The organism is Citrobacter sp. Cpo071, assembly GCF_030332765.1.
Taxonomy (GTDB): Bacteria; Pseudomonadota; Gammaproteobacteria; order Enterobacterales; family Enterobacteriaceae; genus Citrobacter; species Citrobacter portucalensis.
Genome location: NZ_JAOWHE010000067.1, coordinates 56,836 through 72,026 on the forward strand (window position 1 = coordinate 56,836; position 15,191 = coordinate 72,026).

The 15,191-nt window shown below is 50.4% G+C and carries 15 protein-coding genes; 5 read left to right on the forward strand and 10 right to left on the reverse strand.

Annotation, left to right across the window (positions count from 1 at the left end; genetic code table 11):
* Positions 1–26 precede the first annotated feature (26 nt).
* From repB to OGY09_RS04285, 3 genes are read right to left on the reverse strand one after another with little or no spacing between them, the layout of a single operon-like run.
* Positions 27–527, reverse strand: coding sequence for a phage replication protein B (gene repB / locus OGY09_RS04275; protein ID WP_046493317.1), 501 nt, complete (start codon positions 525–527; stop codon positions 27–29).
* Positions 524–694 carry a hypothetical protein gene (locus OGY09_RS04280; RefSeq protein WP_286590017.1) on the reverse strand — a complete coding sequence of 57 codons (171 nt, stop codon included), beginning with the start codon at positions 692–694 and terminating at the stop codon, positions 524–526. The genes repB and OGY09_RS04280 overlap by 4 nt, the downstream gene beginning before the upstream one ends.
* 11 nt (positions 695–705) lie before the next feature.
* Positions 706–1,080, reverse strand: coding sequence for a Cox family DNA-binding protein (locus OGY09_RS04285; RefSeq protein ID WP_050592489.1), 375 nt, complete (start codon positions 1,078–1,080; stop codon positions 706–708).
* 92 nt (positions 1,081–1,172) lie between these two features.
* Between OGY09_RS04285 and OGY09_RS04290 the strand changes: the two genes are divergently transcribed.
* From OGY09_RS04290 to OGY09_RS04305, 4 genes are all read left to right on the forward strand, one after another.
* Positions 1,173–1,472: a helix-turn-helix transcriptional regulator gene (locus OGY09_RS04290; protein WP_181539866.1), complete on the forward strand. Its 300-nt coding sequence runs from the start codon at positions 1,173–1,175 to the stop codon at positions 1,470–1,472.
* 142 nt (positions 1,473–1,614) lie between these two features.
* The gene (locus OGY09_RS04295) at positions 1,615–2,610 is read left to right on the forward strand and encodes a phage integrase (protein ID WP_286590022.1); all 996 of its coding nucleotides are present in this window, start codon (positions 1,615–1,617) and stop codon (positions 2,608–2,610) included.
* A gap of 31 nt (positions 2,611–2,641) precedes the next feature.
* On the forward strand, positions 2,642–3,439 hold the full coding sequence (gene pflA / locus OGY09_RS04300; protein ID WP_044701640.1) for a pyruvate formate lyase 1-activating protein: 798 nt from the start codon (positions 2,642–2,644) through the stop codon (positions 3,437–3,439).
* Positions 3,440–3,525: 86 nt separating this feature from the next.
* Positions 3,526–4,320: a PA3715 family protein gene (locus OGY09_RS04305; RefSeq protein ID WP_032942831.1), complete on the forward strand. Its 795-nt coding sequence runs from the start codon at positions 3,526–3,528 to the stop codon at positions 4,318–4,320.
* A 54-nt stretch (positions 4,321–4,374) separates the two neighbouring features.
* Here the strand turns inward: OGY09_RS04305 and OGY09_RS04310 are convergent, their stop codons facing one another.
* A complete protein-coding gene (locus OGY09_RS04310; RefSeq protein ID WP_032942830.1) occupies positions 4,375–5,796 on the reverse strand; it encodes an amino acid permease in 1,422 nt (473 codons plus the stop codon).
* A gap of 213 nt (positions 5,797–6,009) precedes the next feature.
* Positions 6,010–7,158 (reverse strand): MFS transporter, encoded by a 1,149-nt coding sequence (locus OGY09_RS04315; RefSeq protein WP_003831907.1) that lies wholly within the window; start codon positions 7,156–7,158, stop codon positions 6,010–6,012.
* Positions 7,159–7,542: 384 nt separating this feature from the next.
* On the opposite strand from OGY09_RS04315, the gene ycaC reads away from it, so the two are divergent.
* Positions 7,543–8,169 (forward strand): isochorismate family cysteine hydrolase YcaC, encoded by a 627-nt coding sequence (gene ycaC / locus OGY09_RS04320; protein ID WP_003035746.1) that lies wholly within the window; start codon positions 7,543–7,545, stop codon positions 8,167–8,169.
* 110 nt (positions 8,170–8,279) lie between these two features.
* On the opposite strand, the gene OGY09_RS04325 is transcribed toward ycaC, so the two are convergent.
* From OGY09_RS04325 to rarA, 5 genes are all read right to left on the reverse strand, one after another.
* Positions 8,280–9,143 carry a dimethyl sulfoxide reductase anchor subunit family protein gene (locus OGY09_RS04325; protein WP_003831906.1) on the reverse strand — a complete coding sequence of 288 codons (864 nt, stop codon included), beginning with the start codon at positions 9,141–9,143 and terminating at the stop codon, positions 8,280–8,282.
* Between the two features lies 1 nt (position 9,144).
* A complete protein-coding gene (gene dmsB, locus OGY09_RS04330) occupies positions 9,145–9,762 on the reverse strand; it encodes a dimethylsulfoxide reductase iron-sulfur subunit DmsB (protein WP_003831905.1) in 618 nt (205 codons plus the stop codon).
* A gap of 10 nt (positions 9,763–9,772) precedes the next feature.
* The gene (gene dmsA / locus OGY09_RS04335) at positions 9,773–12,217 is read right to left on the reverse strand and encodes a dimethylsulfoxide reductase subunit A (protein ID WP_008784257.1); all 2,445 of its coding nucleotides are present in this window, start codon (positions 12,215–12,217) and stop codon (positions 9,773–9,775) included.
* A gap of 236 nt (positions 12,218–12,453) precedes the next feature.
* Entirely contained in the window at positions 12,454–13,746 is a 1,293-nt protein-coding gene (serS, locus tag OGY09_RS04340) for a serine--tRNA ligase (protein WP_003831902.1), read from the reverse strand.
* A gap of 92 nt (positions 13,747–13,838) precedes the next feature.
* The gene (gene rarA / locus OGY09_RS04345; RefSeq protein WP_032942827.1) at positions 13,839–15,182 is read right to left on the reverse strand and encodes a replication-associated recombination protein RarA; all 1,344 of its coding nucleotides are present in this window, start codon (positions 15,180–15,182) and stop codon (positions 13,839–13,841) included.
* Positions 15,183–15,191 lie beyond the last annotated feature (9 nt).

The window sequence follows — 15,191 nt, forward strand, 5'->3', positions numbered from 1 at the left end:
GCGCGTTAAATTCACTTCAAACCTAATTAATGCAAATACTGTTCAGGCTTCACCGATGTTAAAATCGTTGGTGCGTTTTCAAATAGCGCAATTAATTCACGCAGTGCGCGTAAGAGCTTCTCACGCCAATAACATGACGCCTCATCGGTGCGCCAGATGGGTTGATTAAATTCTTTTTCTGTTAACCCGGCATGCATGAAAAGAGCGCGGCGCTGGCTGACGGTCATGCGCCCGACAAACGTTGAGGCACTCGCGCCCATCTGGCGGGATTTAGAAAAGGTATTACGCAGCTCGTCAATCGCGTTAATCAGACGCTCGCGATCGGCGTCGTTCATTTCTTCTAGGCGCATATTTGCGTGACGCTGTTTTAACTGAGCATGAAAGCAAATTGTCAGGCGTTCGCGCTCCATCATCTGGTTATAGAAATCACAGGTATCAGACCAGCGAGGCGCGGCCAGATACTTTCCAATCAAGCCGCGGAGGGCGGCAGGTTGTTTGTCCACTATGGCAAATGTCATAACCGTCATAACGATAACCCTCTGGATTTTATGAAACGTTTAACCATGGAAATAAATCCCGGCTTACGGGTGCGAATGATGACTCCCTTACGTCCTTTACCATGAGTAATCTTGAACGGCATCGGGCGTTGGCTTTCGCTACGCAGTAACTGAGCAATGCAACGAGGTTCATTCATGAGCCTTTCCCCTAAGCAACCGCGCGACCATGAGCCGACTTGCTGTAGCTAATACGGTTTTTCCAGTCATGCCACTCGGTCGGAGCGTCCTGCACCAACTGTGCAGCATATTTATCCCACTCGCGGCGGTTTACCCATAACTCCGCTTGACCACCTGGTTTTAAAGGATCCGTCATGTAAAAAGCTGGCAATTTGCCGGACTTAGCCATTTCAGCCACTGCACGAGGACTTTTGCCGATATAAAGCGCAAACCCCTCTTTAGAAAGCAAGTCAGATGGATGTTCAGAAATACGGACCTCCTTCTTCTTAACAGAGCTTTCTGCGCTTCCTCCATCAACCGCAACACAAGAAATTTCTACACCTGTTGACAATTTGCTATCCTCCATAAGATTTGCATTTCACCAACTGGAGCTACTTAGAGCCATTTAAAGTGAATGCCAATGTTTAACTGCACATATAATTGGAGATTAGCAAAATTATGTCAAGTGAACAAAGCGAGAAGTTAAAACTCATCCGTGAGTCTGAACGTTTAAAAACAAAGGAACTTGCTGAATTAATTGGAATAAATTACTACACCTATCACGGCTACGAGTCTGGAAAATCCAAAATGCCGATGGACGCAGGTATGAAACTCTTTAAACACCCTCGATTTCGTAAGTACCGCGATTGGTTCATGTTTGATGAGACTGACCCCGAAGCCGGACAGATAGCTCCGGCGCTCGCACACTCTGGGCAAGATTTAACAACCTCGCAGCACTCAGACCAAAAGACTGGTTAACCATTCACCGTGCGCATATTTATTACAAAGTTTGTTTACTTGTTAACAAATACGGCGAGCAACGTAACCACAGGAGATTCAAACCGCAAAAAATAGCGTCAAAGGCACAAAAGAAGAATTTATACACCGCATGGAGAATCTTATGAGCATTAAGAAACTCGATGACGGTCGATATGAAGTGGACGTAAGGCCGCAGGGTGCAGACGGAAAACGCATCCGGCGCAAATTTAACACAAAGGGCGAGGCGCAAGCCTTTGAACGCCATGTACTGGTTAACTTTCACAATAAAGAGTGGATTGAAAAACCAGCAGACCGAAGAAGAATTACCGAACTTTTAGAACGTTGGTGGATATATCACGGCAAGATGCACCCCCGCGGGGATATCGAAAGGGGTCGACTTACAACAATAGCCGCAAAGTTTGAGGAAATGGGTATAACCAGAGCAGATCAACTAACCAAAAAATCGATAACCGATTACCGGGTGTTGATGATGAATGAGGGGTTGAAACCAGCCAGTGTAAACCGACATATGGCAATGATGAGCGGCGTATTCACAAAACTGATTGATGCAGAGGAATACAACTGCCCTAATCCGTTCAGGGATATCAAGCGGTTGAAAGAGGCTTCTTTCGAAATGGCTTTTTTGTCAGGCGAGGAGATTGAAGCTCTGTTAACCCGCCTTGATGGCGACGAGCTCAGCGCCGTTCTAGTTTGTTTGTCAACCGGCGGCAGGTGGGGTGAAGTTTCTGACTTAAAAGCCGAGCACATCATAAATCAGATGGTTACATTCATGAAAACCAAAAACGGGAAGCGCAGGACAATCCCCCTTTCGCTTGACCTAATAAAGCGAATCAAGAAGAAAAACTCAGGCAGGCTCTTTAACGCCAGTTACTACAAAGTACGTACCGCCTTAAAAGAGGTTAAACCCGATTTACCAGATGGACAGGCCGTACATGTTTTGAGGCACACATTTGCCACACATTTTATAATGAATGGAGGTAACATAATCACATTGCAGCGCATATTGGGTCATTCAAACATACAGCAAACTATGACCTACGCACATTTCGCGCCGGATTTCCTGCAAGATGCAGTGACACTAAATCCGGTGTCTGGAATGTCCATAATGCGTCCATAAACCAGAGCTACTTAGAGCGAATTAGAGCGATATGAGTAATTTAAATCACTGTAATACAACAGAAAACCCCGCTGCATCGGGGGCTACCAAGTCAGTTATTGGTCGCATTCACTCCTTTGAATCCTGTGGCACTGTTGATGGCCCGGGCATCCGCTTTATTACCTTCTTTCAGGGCTGCCTGATGCGCTGCCTGTATTGCCATAACCGTGACACGTGGGATACACACGGCGGTAAAGAAGTCACCGTCGACGAATTAATGAAAGAGGTGGTGACCTATCGCCACTTTATGAACGCATCCGGCGGCGGCGTGACGGCGTCTGGCGGCGAAGCTATCCTGCAAGCTGAATTCGTACGTGACTGGTTCCGCGCTTGTAAAAAAGAAGGTATTCATACCTGTCTGGATACCAACGGTTTTGTTCGCCGCTACGATCCGGTGATCGATGAGCTGCTGGAAGTCACCGACCTGGTCATGCTCGATCTCAAACAGATGAACGATGAAATCCATCAGAATCTGGTCGGCGTATCTAACCATCGTACGCTGGAGTTCGCGCGTTACCTGTCAAACAAAGACATCAAAGTGTGGATCCGCTATGTTGTCGTACCTGGCTGGTCTGATGACGATGACTCCGCACACCGCCTCGGAGAATTTACTCGCGATATGGGTAACGTTGAAAAAATCGAGCTGCTGCCTTACCACGAGCTGGGCAAACACAAATGGGTAGCAATGGGCGAAGAGTACAAACTGGATGGCGTCAAACCACCGAAGAAAGAGACCATGGAGCGCGTGAAGGGCATTCTCGAGCAATATGGACATAAAGTGATGTATTGAGTTTTAGCCACCACGAAACGGCTGCCCTGAACGGCAGCCGTTTTGCTATCTAAGCGACAACCACTCGAATTAAAGGAAAGGACGCCATGCGGTTATTCATTTCTGGCATGTTGCTGTTATCTGTCCAATACGTAAATGCCGCCAGCAACTGTGATATCAACGCCATTGTGCAACATGCGTGGCCAGATGCAAAACCGACAGCGGAAGGCAAGCTACTCACACAACATAATCAGGTTATCGATATCACAGGTAACTCACCGCAAAGCGCAATTTGCCGTGTCTGGCCAGCCCACCCGGAACTGACCCTAGCGGCGATTCCGCTGATGGCACAACAATATAGCGATTACGATCGCATTGGCGATCTGGAGCTTCTGGTACTGGATTCCACAAGCCTCGACGTAAAACAGCGGCTACACCTGCCCGAACGTATGAATGACGATGCCATTCAAATTACCGGTCTGGCGCTGGATACTGCGCGCTGGAAAGTTACCCCAGATCAGACCGCATTTGGCTTACGAGTCGCCCGCACCGGCAGTTCCCGTGTAAATCCTTTTAGTGAAGATGCGCTATCGCTGTTTGTTATTGAAAATAATCAACTACGGGCGGTATTAAACGGAATCGTACTTGAGAATAGCACCGGTGAATGGGACGGGAACTGTGTGGGAACATTCCACGACATTAAACGCACCCTTGCCCTTGCGCCTGATTCACATAATGGGTACATCGATATTCGGGTAAACGAGAAAAACGTGGAATCAACGGCCTATACAGACGCCAACGAGCAGTGCGCATCAAAGGATAAACCGGGGAAAGTCAGTTGGGTGCTGCGTTATGATGGCAAACAGTATGCCATCCCAAAAGAACTGTCCCCGTTGTTTTGAGAAGCAAAGCAGGAGATAGCATCACTATCTCCTGCTCTTCTGCCACACTTGTCTTTAGCGTACTCTTCTCGCCAGTAGCGGGAAAATCAATCCCAGTCCAACCAGCACAAATGGCGTCACAATATTCAGCGTGAGCTGGAATGTCCACTCAGGGGTAAAGGCTTCCATTTTCGGGAAAATCCCGGTCAGACAGGCAAATGCGGTAAAGGCAAAGCACCAGATCCCCACGGTCATCGCAAGCGAGCGGTTGCGAATAAAGACATATTCCGATTTATATTTTTGCGCCAGGCGAATAACGGCAATGAACGCCACAAACACCCATAAATAACGCAATGGCATCACGACAGAGTTAAGATTCAATAGCCATTTATACAGGTTGTTCATGTCGCCAATTCCCAGCGTTGGCAACATAATCAAAATCGCCACCAGCACCAGCGTCAGAATATAACCATTTACCGGCGTACCGGAAGCGTTGGTTTTACACAGGCTCTCGGGAATATATTTACGATCAGCATCACCCAGCAGAACTTTAAGCGGTGCATCAATAGAAAATACCAATGCCGCAATCTGTCCCAGCGTATTGGCAATCGCGTAAATAACCATCAGCGAATTACCCATACCATAATACTCACCCAATTTCTGGAAGGCGTAATATTGACCATTCGTCATCAGGTCATCTGGAATATGCCGGGAGTCAAACATCATTCCCATAGCCAGCGACCCGAGAATCGCGCATACCGCTACCATAACAGCCAGAACGAGCATCCCTTTTGGAAATTCTTTGCCCGGATTACGTGTCTGATTAACATATGGCGAAATTTTCTCCGCACCGCCCACGGCAAAGACCAGCATGGAGATCGTGGTAATGTAGGTAAAATCGATGTGTGGGATAAACGATTCCCAGGTGATATTGGTTGTCGCTATTTGCACATCCGTAATTGCAGGCGCGGTTACCGCCATCACGACATACAAAATGGACATCACAAACATCGCGATGCCTGCAACTGACCCAACAATTTTCAGTGACTTCATGCCACGGGACGCAACCCACATGAAAAAGACAAACAGCGCCAGCGTCAGCCCCTGCAACGCCACGACGGTGTACTCTTTAATCAACGAACCATCGCCCTTCAGCGCCCATCCCAGCGCAATCAGAATAGCCTGCGGTTTTTGCGCCAGATAAGGTATATGAACAACCCAATAGGTCCAGGCAGCAAGATAGGCCAACCCTGGCCCCATAGTATGTTTAATCCAGGTACTGACGCCGCCTTTACCCTCTTTAAAGGTTGAGCCAAGCTGCCCGACGATCAACGCATAAGGAATAAAATAGAGCGCGAAAATAAATATCCAGGAGGAGACAACAACCAATCCCTGATTAGCATAGTTGTTGACGACGTTACCAAAGCCCCAGACGGTAATAAATGACATTAATGCAATGTTGTACCATCGCAATTGTTTTTCCTGCACACCAGCCATACGCAATCCTTTGTGGAAGCTTTTTGATTATCAATATATGAGGCGTGGGATTATGCGCGGTAAAATGAGCGAGCGGAAACGGCAGGATGTAAAACTATAACCTTCTGCACACTTTATTTTCAGGACAGACGTGTGCGATTAAATAATGCAGGTTCCCATAAAGCATACATAAACAGTATGTATGGGAACCTGTTCATATTCTGTTAAATCAGGTCAAATGTGCGCAATAGAATTGGGCGTATGGCCCGTCTTACGCAGCAGCATCAGTAAATAAATAAACGATACGCTGGCGATCATGATAAACAACAAGCTATCTGAATAATTCTGCATTAGCATCGCAGTAAACGAAGGTCCCAGCAGGCTACCCACGGTATAGCTCAATAACAATGCCTGATTCATGGCGACCAGCTGATGATGTTCCACCTTTTCACAGGCCCAGGCCATCGCGACCGGATAGAGGGTAAAGCCTGCCGCACCCAACATAAACAACGCGGGCGCCATCGCCGCCTGATTCAGCATGGCGATACTCCCGACGATCACCACGAAGACCTGGACGCGTAAAACCAGCAGACGTCCCAGCTTATCCGCCAGACGGCCAATCGGCCATTGCCCCAGAATACCGGCACTTACCAGAACCGCCATCCAGAAACCAATGCTGGCGTTGCTCACCCCCTGATGGTTGAGATACAGCGGCATCAGGCCATACAAAGACCCCAGCACGATCCCGGAAATAATGCAGCCATTAACGCCCAGGCGCGCCTGACGCAACCTCAGCATGGAGACAATAGGCGTAGACTGCTGTTCATCGCCCTGCTGATTAGCAATGCGCGTAAAGAGCAGTGGCAAAACACCCGCCAGGATAGTACCCGTCACCCACGGCAGGACGTTCATCAATTCTGTTGATACTTTACTAACCAGCAGTTGGCCTAAAAACGTTCCCACGTAATAGATCATCATATAGGCGGCAAGTAACCGTCCGCGATTACGTGACGTCCCGCTGCACATCAGCGCGCTTTCCACGACCACCCAGATCATGGCGCAGCCAACACCGGCGATAAAACGCCATGTCATCCAGCTCCAGAATCCCACCATAATCCCCAGCCCGACACAGCCCGCGGCAAAAATAAGCGAGGCGATGTAATAGCTGCGGTTAAAACCAAGGTGTTTTATTAAATACCCTGTCAGCAACGTCCCTACCAGATTACCGGTAAAGTAAGACGAGCTCACCACGCCTACCTGCCAGGTAGGGAGATTTTCATGGGCGAGCCAAAGCGGGACGAGCGTGTTTAACACGGCGATCGCCAGGGTCAACAGAAGTAGCCCGCACAGCAATAGCATGACGGGACGGGTATAGGTGGACATGAATAAAAACCGTGAGGAAGTTCAAATTTCATGCGCATCATGCCACTGCTAAAAACATTGTCAATCGGCGGAATCAGAGGGCTGAGGCGCTTTCTGGTCGATCGATTTGCATTACTGATTCTTAATGTGAATAGATAAAAAACACAAAAACACATCTGCTTGTTTTTATTGATCTAAAACAAAAATCTCGCGTTACGTTCAGTCGAAAAATTTCATGGACTCCCCTTACTTTTATTTCTTACTAAACTCTATGCGGGATGCTGAGCTGCATTGTCTTCAAAATAGAACAGTGAGTTCTTATTTATCTATCTAATCCAAATATCGTTCTTTTCGTAGACTTAAACTCATCAAATTTCCCCACTGATACTGAACAGGAGAAATACCATGACTAAACCTTACGTAAGACTTGATAAAGACAATGCGGCAGTACTGCTGGTCGACCATCAGGCTGGCCTGCTCTCTCTGGTTCGGGATATCGATCCCGATAAATTTAAAAACAACGTGCTTGCGCTCGGTGACTTAGCAAAATACTTCAACCTCCCAACCATTCTGACAACCAGTTTTGAGACAGGACCAAACGGACCGCTGGTACCGGAACTGAAAGCTCAATTTCCGGATGCGCCCTACATTGCTCGCCCAGGAAACATTAACGCATGGGATAACGAAGATTTCGTGAAAGCAGTAAAAGCGACCGGCAAAAAGCAGCTGATTATCGCTGGTGTCGTGACGGAAGTTTGCGTCGCTTTCCCAGCGCTCTCGGCTATTGAAGAAGGTTTTGACGTCTTTGTTGTCACCGATGCTTCAGGCACGTTTAATGAAATTACCCGCCATTCAGCATGGGATCGGATGTCTCAAGCAGGCGCTCAATTGATGACATGGTTCGGAGTAGCATGCGAACTGCACCGCGACTGGCGCAACGATATCGAAGGTCTGGCGACGTTGTTCTCTAATCACATTCCGGATTATCGCAATCTGATGACCAGCTATGACACGTTAACTAAGCAGAAGTAAAGACTGGGGCAAAACACTGACCTGACATGTAGCCGGATAGCGCGCAGCTTTAAGGCCTACGGTTATTGTAGGCTTGTTAAAGCACAAGGCGCCATCCGGCATATTATGGATTAACTCGCCACCGCCATACCGACGGTCATATGCAGCCCGTAGAACACGCCACGACCAATCAGCTCGCCGACTAACAGCAGAATAAACGCGACAGAAAGCAACGGAACGGCAGGCTGGTAACCCTTCACTTGCGGTACTATCCAGCAGCACAACGCTAACGCCAGTGCCACAATCCGCCACGCCATCAGCGAACCGTAATCCGGAACCAGCGCAGAGGCCTGTTGAATAGAACTGTGGATTGTCGCCAGTTCAGTCCCCTGCATTACCGACATGATGGCACTCACGACCAGAGCAAGCACTGATATAGCCGGCAGCAGGCGCATCGCCCAACCATCCACGCCAGCAATTCTCAGTAACAGATATCCCAGCAGCGGACCGCCCATAAACATCGTCAGGAAGAAGCCCAGCGGTGTCCAGACGCTGTACCAGGTCGGTACGGTATCGATGGTGTTATACACGCGCACCATCATCCAGACAAAAACCACACCCAGCACCATGGTGACAACTAACCACAGATTGCGTAATGCGGGCGACATTTTCTTCAACATAGCCAGCAGCCAGCCGATACCGCCAACGGCAAAGAAGAGTGAGCCGCTGGCAATTTCGTTACTCAACGCAGATGACCCAACGCGATTGAGTGAGTTAAAGGCGCGCATCGGTGAGCCCAAGTGGAGCATAGAGGCAATAAAACCAATGCCCATTAATACCCACAGCCCAAACATGCAGGTAATTACGCGTTGCTGCGATTCTGGGCGTAAGCCCCCTTTCATCAACGCCAGCGCCAGAACAATAAAACCGCCAACCACACACTGTCCGAAGACCGTGAAGATCATCAGCGGCCATTCATGCCATCCACTTCCCATCTTACACCTCCTTCGGATTAGCCAGATAACCTGTGGTATCCCCGGTCGGGCGGCTATTGGCGTTAGGTTTGATGACAATGCTCGGTTTGGTAAAGTGCGCGCCTGGCAGTGGCGCAACCGCAGCCAAAGTACCGTGTTTTTTGCGCAGTTCATCAATTGGGCCAAAATCCAGCGCACGCAGTGGACAGGACTCGACGCAAATAGGTTTCTTACCTTCAGCGACGCGCTCATGGCAGCCATCGCATTTGGTCATGTGCCCTTTGTCAGCATTATACTGTGGTGCGCCGTAAGGACAGGCCATGTGGCAATAGCGGCAGCCGATGCACACATCTTCATCGACAACGACAAAACCATCTTCACGTTTGTGCATCGCACCGCTCGGACACACCTTGGTACAGGCCGGGTCTTCACAGTGGTTACACGCAATGGAGAGGTAATAGGCAAAGACGTTCTGATGCCAGACGCCGTTGTCTTCCTGCCAGTCACCGCCCGCGTACTCATAAATGCGGCGGAAGCTGACTTCAGGGGTTAAATTTTTGAAATCTTTGCACGCCAGTTCGCAGGTTTTGCAACCGGTGCAACGGCTGGAATCAATAAAAAATCCATACTGGGTTGTCATCGGTTACTCCTTACACCTTTTCAACCTGAACAAGGTTCGTGTGTGATGGGTTCCCCTTCGCGAGAGGAGACGGACGCTGGGTCGTCAGGACGTTAATACAACCGCCCTGGTCCACGCGTTTTGCGTCCGGGTCATACCACGCCCCTTCGCCCAATGCCACCACGCCAGGCATCATACGCGGCGTTACTTTCGCCTCGATGTGCACTTCACCACGATCGTTAAAGATGCGCACCTTGTCGCCGTTGTTAATGCCGCGTCGCTGTGCATCCATCGGGTTGATCCACATTTCCTGACGGCAGGATGCTTTCAGAACATCCACGTTGCCATAGGTCGAGTGGACGCGAGACTTATAGTGGAAGCCGGTCAACTGCAGAGGGAATTTCTCCACCAGCGGATCGTTTAAGCTCTCAAAACCTGGGGTATAAATCGGCAGTGGATCAATCACATCACCTTCCGGCAGCTCCCAGGTTGACGCGATCTCGGCAAGCTGCTGCGAATAAATTTCGATCTTACCTGACGGCGTGGTCAGCGGATTGGCGTTAGGATCCTCACGGAACGCCTTGTAGGCCACGTGATGTCCCTGCGGGTCGCGCTGTTTAAAGATCCCCTGCTTGCGGAATTCTTCAAACGTTGGCAGTTCAGGAATGGCTTTGCGCGACTGCTCGTACAGATGACGCATCCACTCTTCCTGAGTACGACCTTCTGTAAACTGCTGCTCAACACCAAGGCGTTTCGCTAGCTCACTGGTCATCTGGTAGATAGTCTTGCATTCGAAGCGTGGTTTGATCGCCTGATCGGTGAAAATCACATACGACATATTTCCGCAGGAGGCATCCAGTGCGAAGTCCATCTGCTCCGAAGCGGTGCAGTCCGGCAGCAAAATATCCGCGTATTTCGCCGAGGAGGTCATATGACAGTCGATGACAACGATCATCTCGCACTTCTTATCATCCTGTAGGATTTCATGTGTGCGGTTGATATCAGAGTGCTGGTTAATCAGACAGTTACCGGCATAGTTCCAGATCATCTTAATCGGAACATCGAGCTTATCTTTGCCACGAACACCGTCACGCAGCGCCGTCATCTCCGGACCTCGCTCAATGGCGTCCGTCCACATAAACATAGAGATGCTGGTTTCGACTGGGTTTTCCAGCGTAGGCATACGTTCAAACGGCAAACTGTATGAGCCCTCACGCGCCCCGCTGTTGCCGCCGTTAATCCCAACGTTACCGGTAAGGATTGCCAGCATAGAAATGGCACGAGTCGCTATTTCACCGTTAGCATGGCGCTGCGGTCCCCACCCCTGACTGATATATGCCGGTTTAGCGCTACCGATTTCACGTGCCAGTTTGACGATTCGATCAGCAGGAATACCGGTAATTTGCGCTGCCCATTCCGGGGTCTTGGCGATACCGTCTTTGCCCTGCCCAAGAATATACGCCTTATAGTGACCGTTTTTCGGTGCGTCGGCCGGTAAGGTTTTCTCGTCGTAACCCACGCAGTATTTATCAAGGAACGGTTGATCGACCATGTTTTCGGTGATCAGCACATACGCCAGACCATTCACCAGCGCCGCATCGGTACCTGGGCGGATCGGGATCCATTCATCTTCACGACCCGCACCGGTATCCGTGTAGCGAGGATCGATAATAATCATGCGGGCATTGGATTTCTGTCGCGCCTGTTCAAGGTAATAGGTTACCCCACCCCCGCTCATACGGGTTTCACCTGGGTTATTCCCGAACAGAACCACCAGCTTGCTGTTTTCAATGTCGGACGGGCTGTTACCGTCTGCCCAGCCGCCGTAGGTGTAGTTCAACCCGGCAGCGATTTGCGCTGAAGAGTAGTCACCGTAGTGGTTCAGGTAGCCGCCACAGCAGTTCATCAGACGTGCTACCAGCGTTTTGCCTGGCGGCCAGGAGCGTGTCAGGGTGCCGCCCAGCGTACCTGTGCCGTAGTTCAGGTAGATAGACTCGTTGCCGTAGTCTTTGATAAGACGCTGCATATTGCTGGCAATGATGTCGTAGGCTTCATCCCAGCTGATACGCTCAAATTTCCCTTCGCCACGTTTACCGACACGTTTCATCGGGTATTTCAGACGGTCGGGATTATAAACGCGACGACGCATGGAGCGACCACGCAGACAGGCGCGTACCTGGTGCAAGCCGTCATAGTTGTCATCACCGGTGTTGTCGGTTTCAACATACTTTATTTCACCGTCTACCACGTGCATACGCAGAGGACAGCGGCTACCACAGTTCACCGTACACGCGCTCCAGATGACTTTCTCATTGGCCTGTGTCGGATTAAGGGCTTCTGCAGCATTTGCAATACGGGTAAATGGCAGGGTAAACGCGCTACTGGCCACCGCCAGTCCGCCTATCGCCGTCGTTTTCACCAAACCTCGGCGACTAACCTCAGCTGCCAGCATGGCATCGGGGATCTTAGTTTTCATAGTGGCTCGCTCTGCTGCTCACAATAAACAAAAGAGAAATACTCGTTATATAGATTTTTATATAGCGTTAATATCAATATACAGACTGGTAGATACTGAATTTGCGAAAAGACAGAGATAAATACTGACTTTCATTCGAAGGCAGTATTACTCCTATGGAGGTAGGCGTTATTGTCCGACGTCAAACGGGCATAAAAAAAGCGCCCTGAGGCGCTTTTTTAGCAAAGAAAGGCAGCTTAGCCGATAAATTCCAGGCCATTCATGTACGGACGTAACACTTCCGGAACCTGAATACGGCCATCAGCCTGCTGATAGTTTTCCATCACCGCAACCAGCGTACGTCCAACCGCCAGACCGGAACCGTTCAGCGTATGTACTAAACGGGTCTTTTTGTCGGATTTGCTGCGGCAACGCGCCTGCATACGACGAGCCTGGAAATCCCACACGTTGGAGCAAGAGGAGATTTCGCGATAGGTGTTCTGCGCCGGGATCCACACTTCCAGATCGTACGTTTTGCATGCGCCGAAGCCCATGTCGCCTGTGCACAGGATGATCTTACGGTACGGCAGGCCCAGCAGCTGAAGAACCTTCTCAGCATGGCCGGTCATCTCTTCCAGCGCGTCCATAGAGTCTTCCGGGCGAACGATCTGCACCATTTCAACTTTATCGAACTGGTGCATACGGATCAGACCACGGGTATCACGACCGTAAGAACCTGCTTCAGAACGGAAGCACGGCGTATGCGCGGTCATTTTGATCGGCAGCGCATCTTCGTCAATGATTTCGTCGCGAACCAGGTTGGTCAGCGGAACTTCTGCCGTTGGGATCAGCGCATAGTTGCTGCTGTCAGCTTCTTCATCCAGCGGACGGGTGTGGAACAGATCGCCAGCAAATTTCGGCAGTTGCCCTGTTCCGTACAGCGTGTCATGGTTAACCAGATACGGAACGTAGTTTTCGCTGTAACCATGCTGCTCGGTATGCAGATCCAGCATGAACTGAGACAGCGCACGGTGCATGCGCGCGATCTGCCCTTTCATCACGACGAAACGAGAGCCGGTCAGCTTAACCGCAGCGGCAAAATCAAGACCCGTGTGCATTTCACCCAGGGTAACGTGATCGCGCACTTCGAAATCAAACTCACGCGGCGTACCCCAACGGCTGACTTCAACGTTGTCATTTTCATCTTTACCCACCGGAACGTCGTCCGCTGGCAGGTTAGGAATGGTCAGCGCAATGTCGCGGATCTCGGCCTGTAAGGTATCAAGTTCAGCTTTCGCGGCATCCAGCTCTTCGCCCAGTTTGTTCACTTCCAGACGTAAAGACTCGATATCTTCCCCGCGCGCTTTTGCCTGGCCGATGGATTTCGATCGAGAGTTACGCTCTGCCTGCAGGTTTTCAGTTTGTACCTGCAGAACTTTACGACGCTCTTCAAGAGCGCGCAGCTTATCTACATCCAGCTTAAAGCCCCGGCTTGCCAGTTTTTCTGCGACTGCGTCTGGCTCATTACGCAGCAGATTGGGATCGAGCATGCTTATCCTGTGCTTATCGAATTAAAATAGGAGAAAGTGACCACAGCCTGCGGTCACAGGGATACAGAGACAACATTACCGCAACGATAACACTAACGGTAGCGTTTTATAGGGCTATTTTGATCCTGTCCGGCGAGCCAGGCGAGCTTTTCGCCAATCTTGCCTTCAAGACCTCTGTTTGTGGGATGATAATAGCGCGTTTGTGCCATTTTCTGCGGGAAGTACTCTTCTCCGGCGGCATAGGCATTTGGTTCATCATGGGCGTAACGATACTCCTGACCATAGCCCATTTCTTTCATCAGCTTAGTTGGCGCATTGCGCAGGTGGACCGGCACGTCGTAATCCGGACGTTCGCGGGCATCAGCCAGCGCGGCTTTGAAGGCGGTGTAAACCGCATTACTTTTCGGCGCGCAGGCCAGATAAACAATCGCCTGAGCAATCGCTCGTTCACCTTCCGCGGGTCCCACGCGGGTAAAGCAGTCCCATGCGGAAATTGCCACCTGCATGGCGCGAGGGTCGGCATTGCCGACATCTTCAGAGGCAATGGCCAGACAGCGACGGGCAACATACAGCGGGTCACCGCCTGCACTAATGATGCGCGCATACCAATAAAGCGCCGCATCCGGGGCGCTGCCGCGAACCGATTTGTGTAATGCGGAGATGAGATCGTAAAAACGATCACCTTTATTATCAAAGCGTGCGCTGCGTTCACCGGCAATTTCAGTGAGCAATTCTGGTTTCAATACGCGCTTACCGGAATCATCAACTTCGGCCATATCGGCCATCATTTCCAGCGTATTCAGCGCTCGCCGCGCGTCGCCATTCACCAGTTCGGCAATCGCCCGACGCGTCTCTGGCGGCAGTACGATATCCTGACCACCGTAACCCCGGGCTTTATCTGACATCGCCTGGTCCAGCACCTGTTCAATATCGTCGGTGGTTAACGATTTCAGTAAATAAACACGCGCCCGCGACAACAGTGCCGAGTTCAGTTCAAACGAGGGATTTTCAGTGGTGGCGCCAATAAACGTGATGGTACCGTCTTCAATATGCGGTAAAAACGCATCCTGTTGGCTTTTATTAAAACGGTGAACTTCGTCCACGAACAGGATCGTACGTCGACCCGCGTTACGATTCTGACGCGCCCGCTCAATCGCTTCACGAATTTCTTTTACACCAGACGTGACCGCCGAAATTCGTTCAACATCGGCGTTAGCGTAACGGGCAATAACTTCGGCTAGCGTGGTTTTCCCCGTCCCCGGCGGACCCCATAAAATCATAGAGTGCAGGTGCCCGGCCTCGATGGCGCGCGGCAAGGGTTTACCCGCAGCCAGCAGATGCTGCTGGCCGATGTACTGCGCTAAATTTTCTGGCCGCATACGTGCGGCCAGTGGCTGAAAGGTATTATCAGAAAAGTCGAGCGACAGATTGCTCACTCACACGCC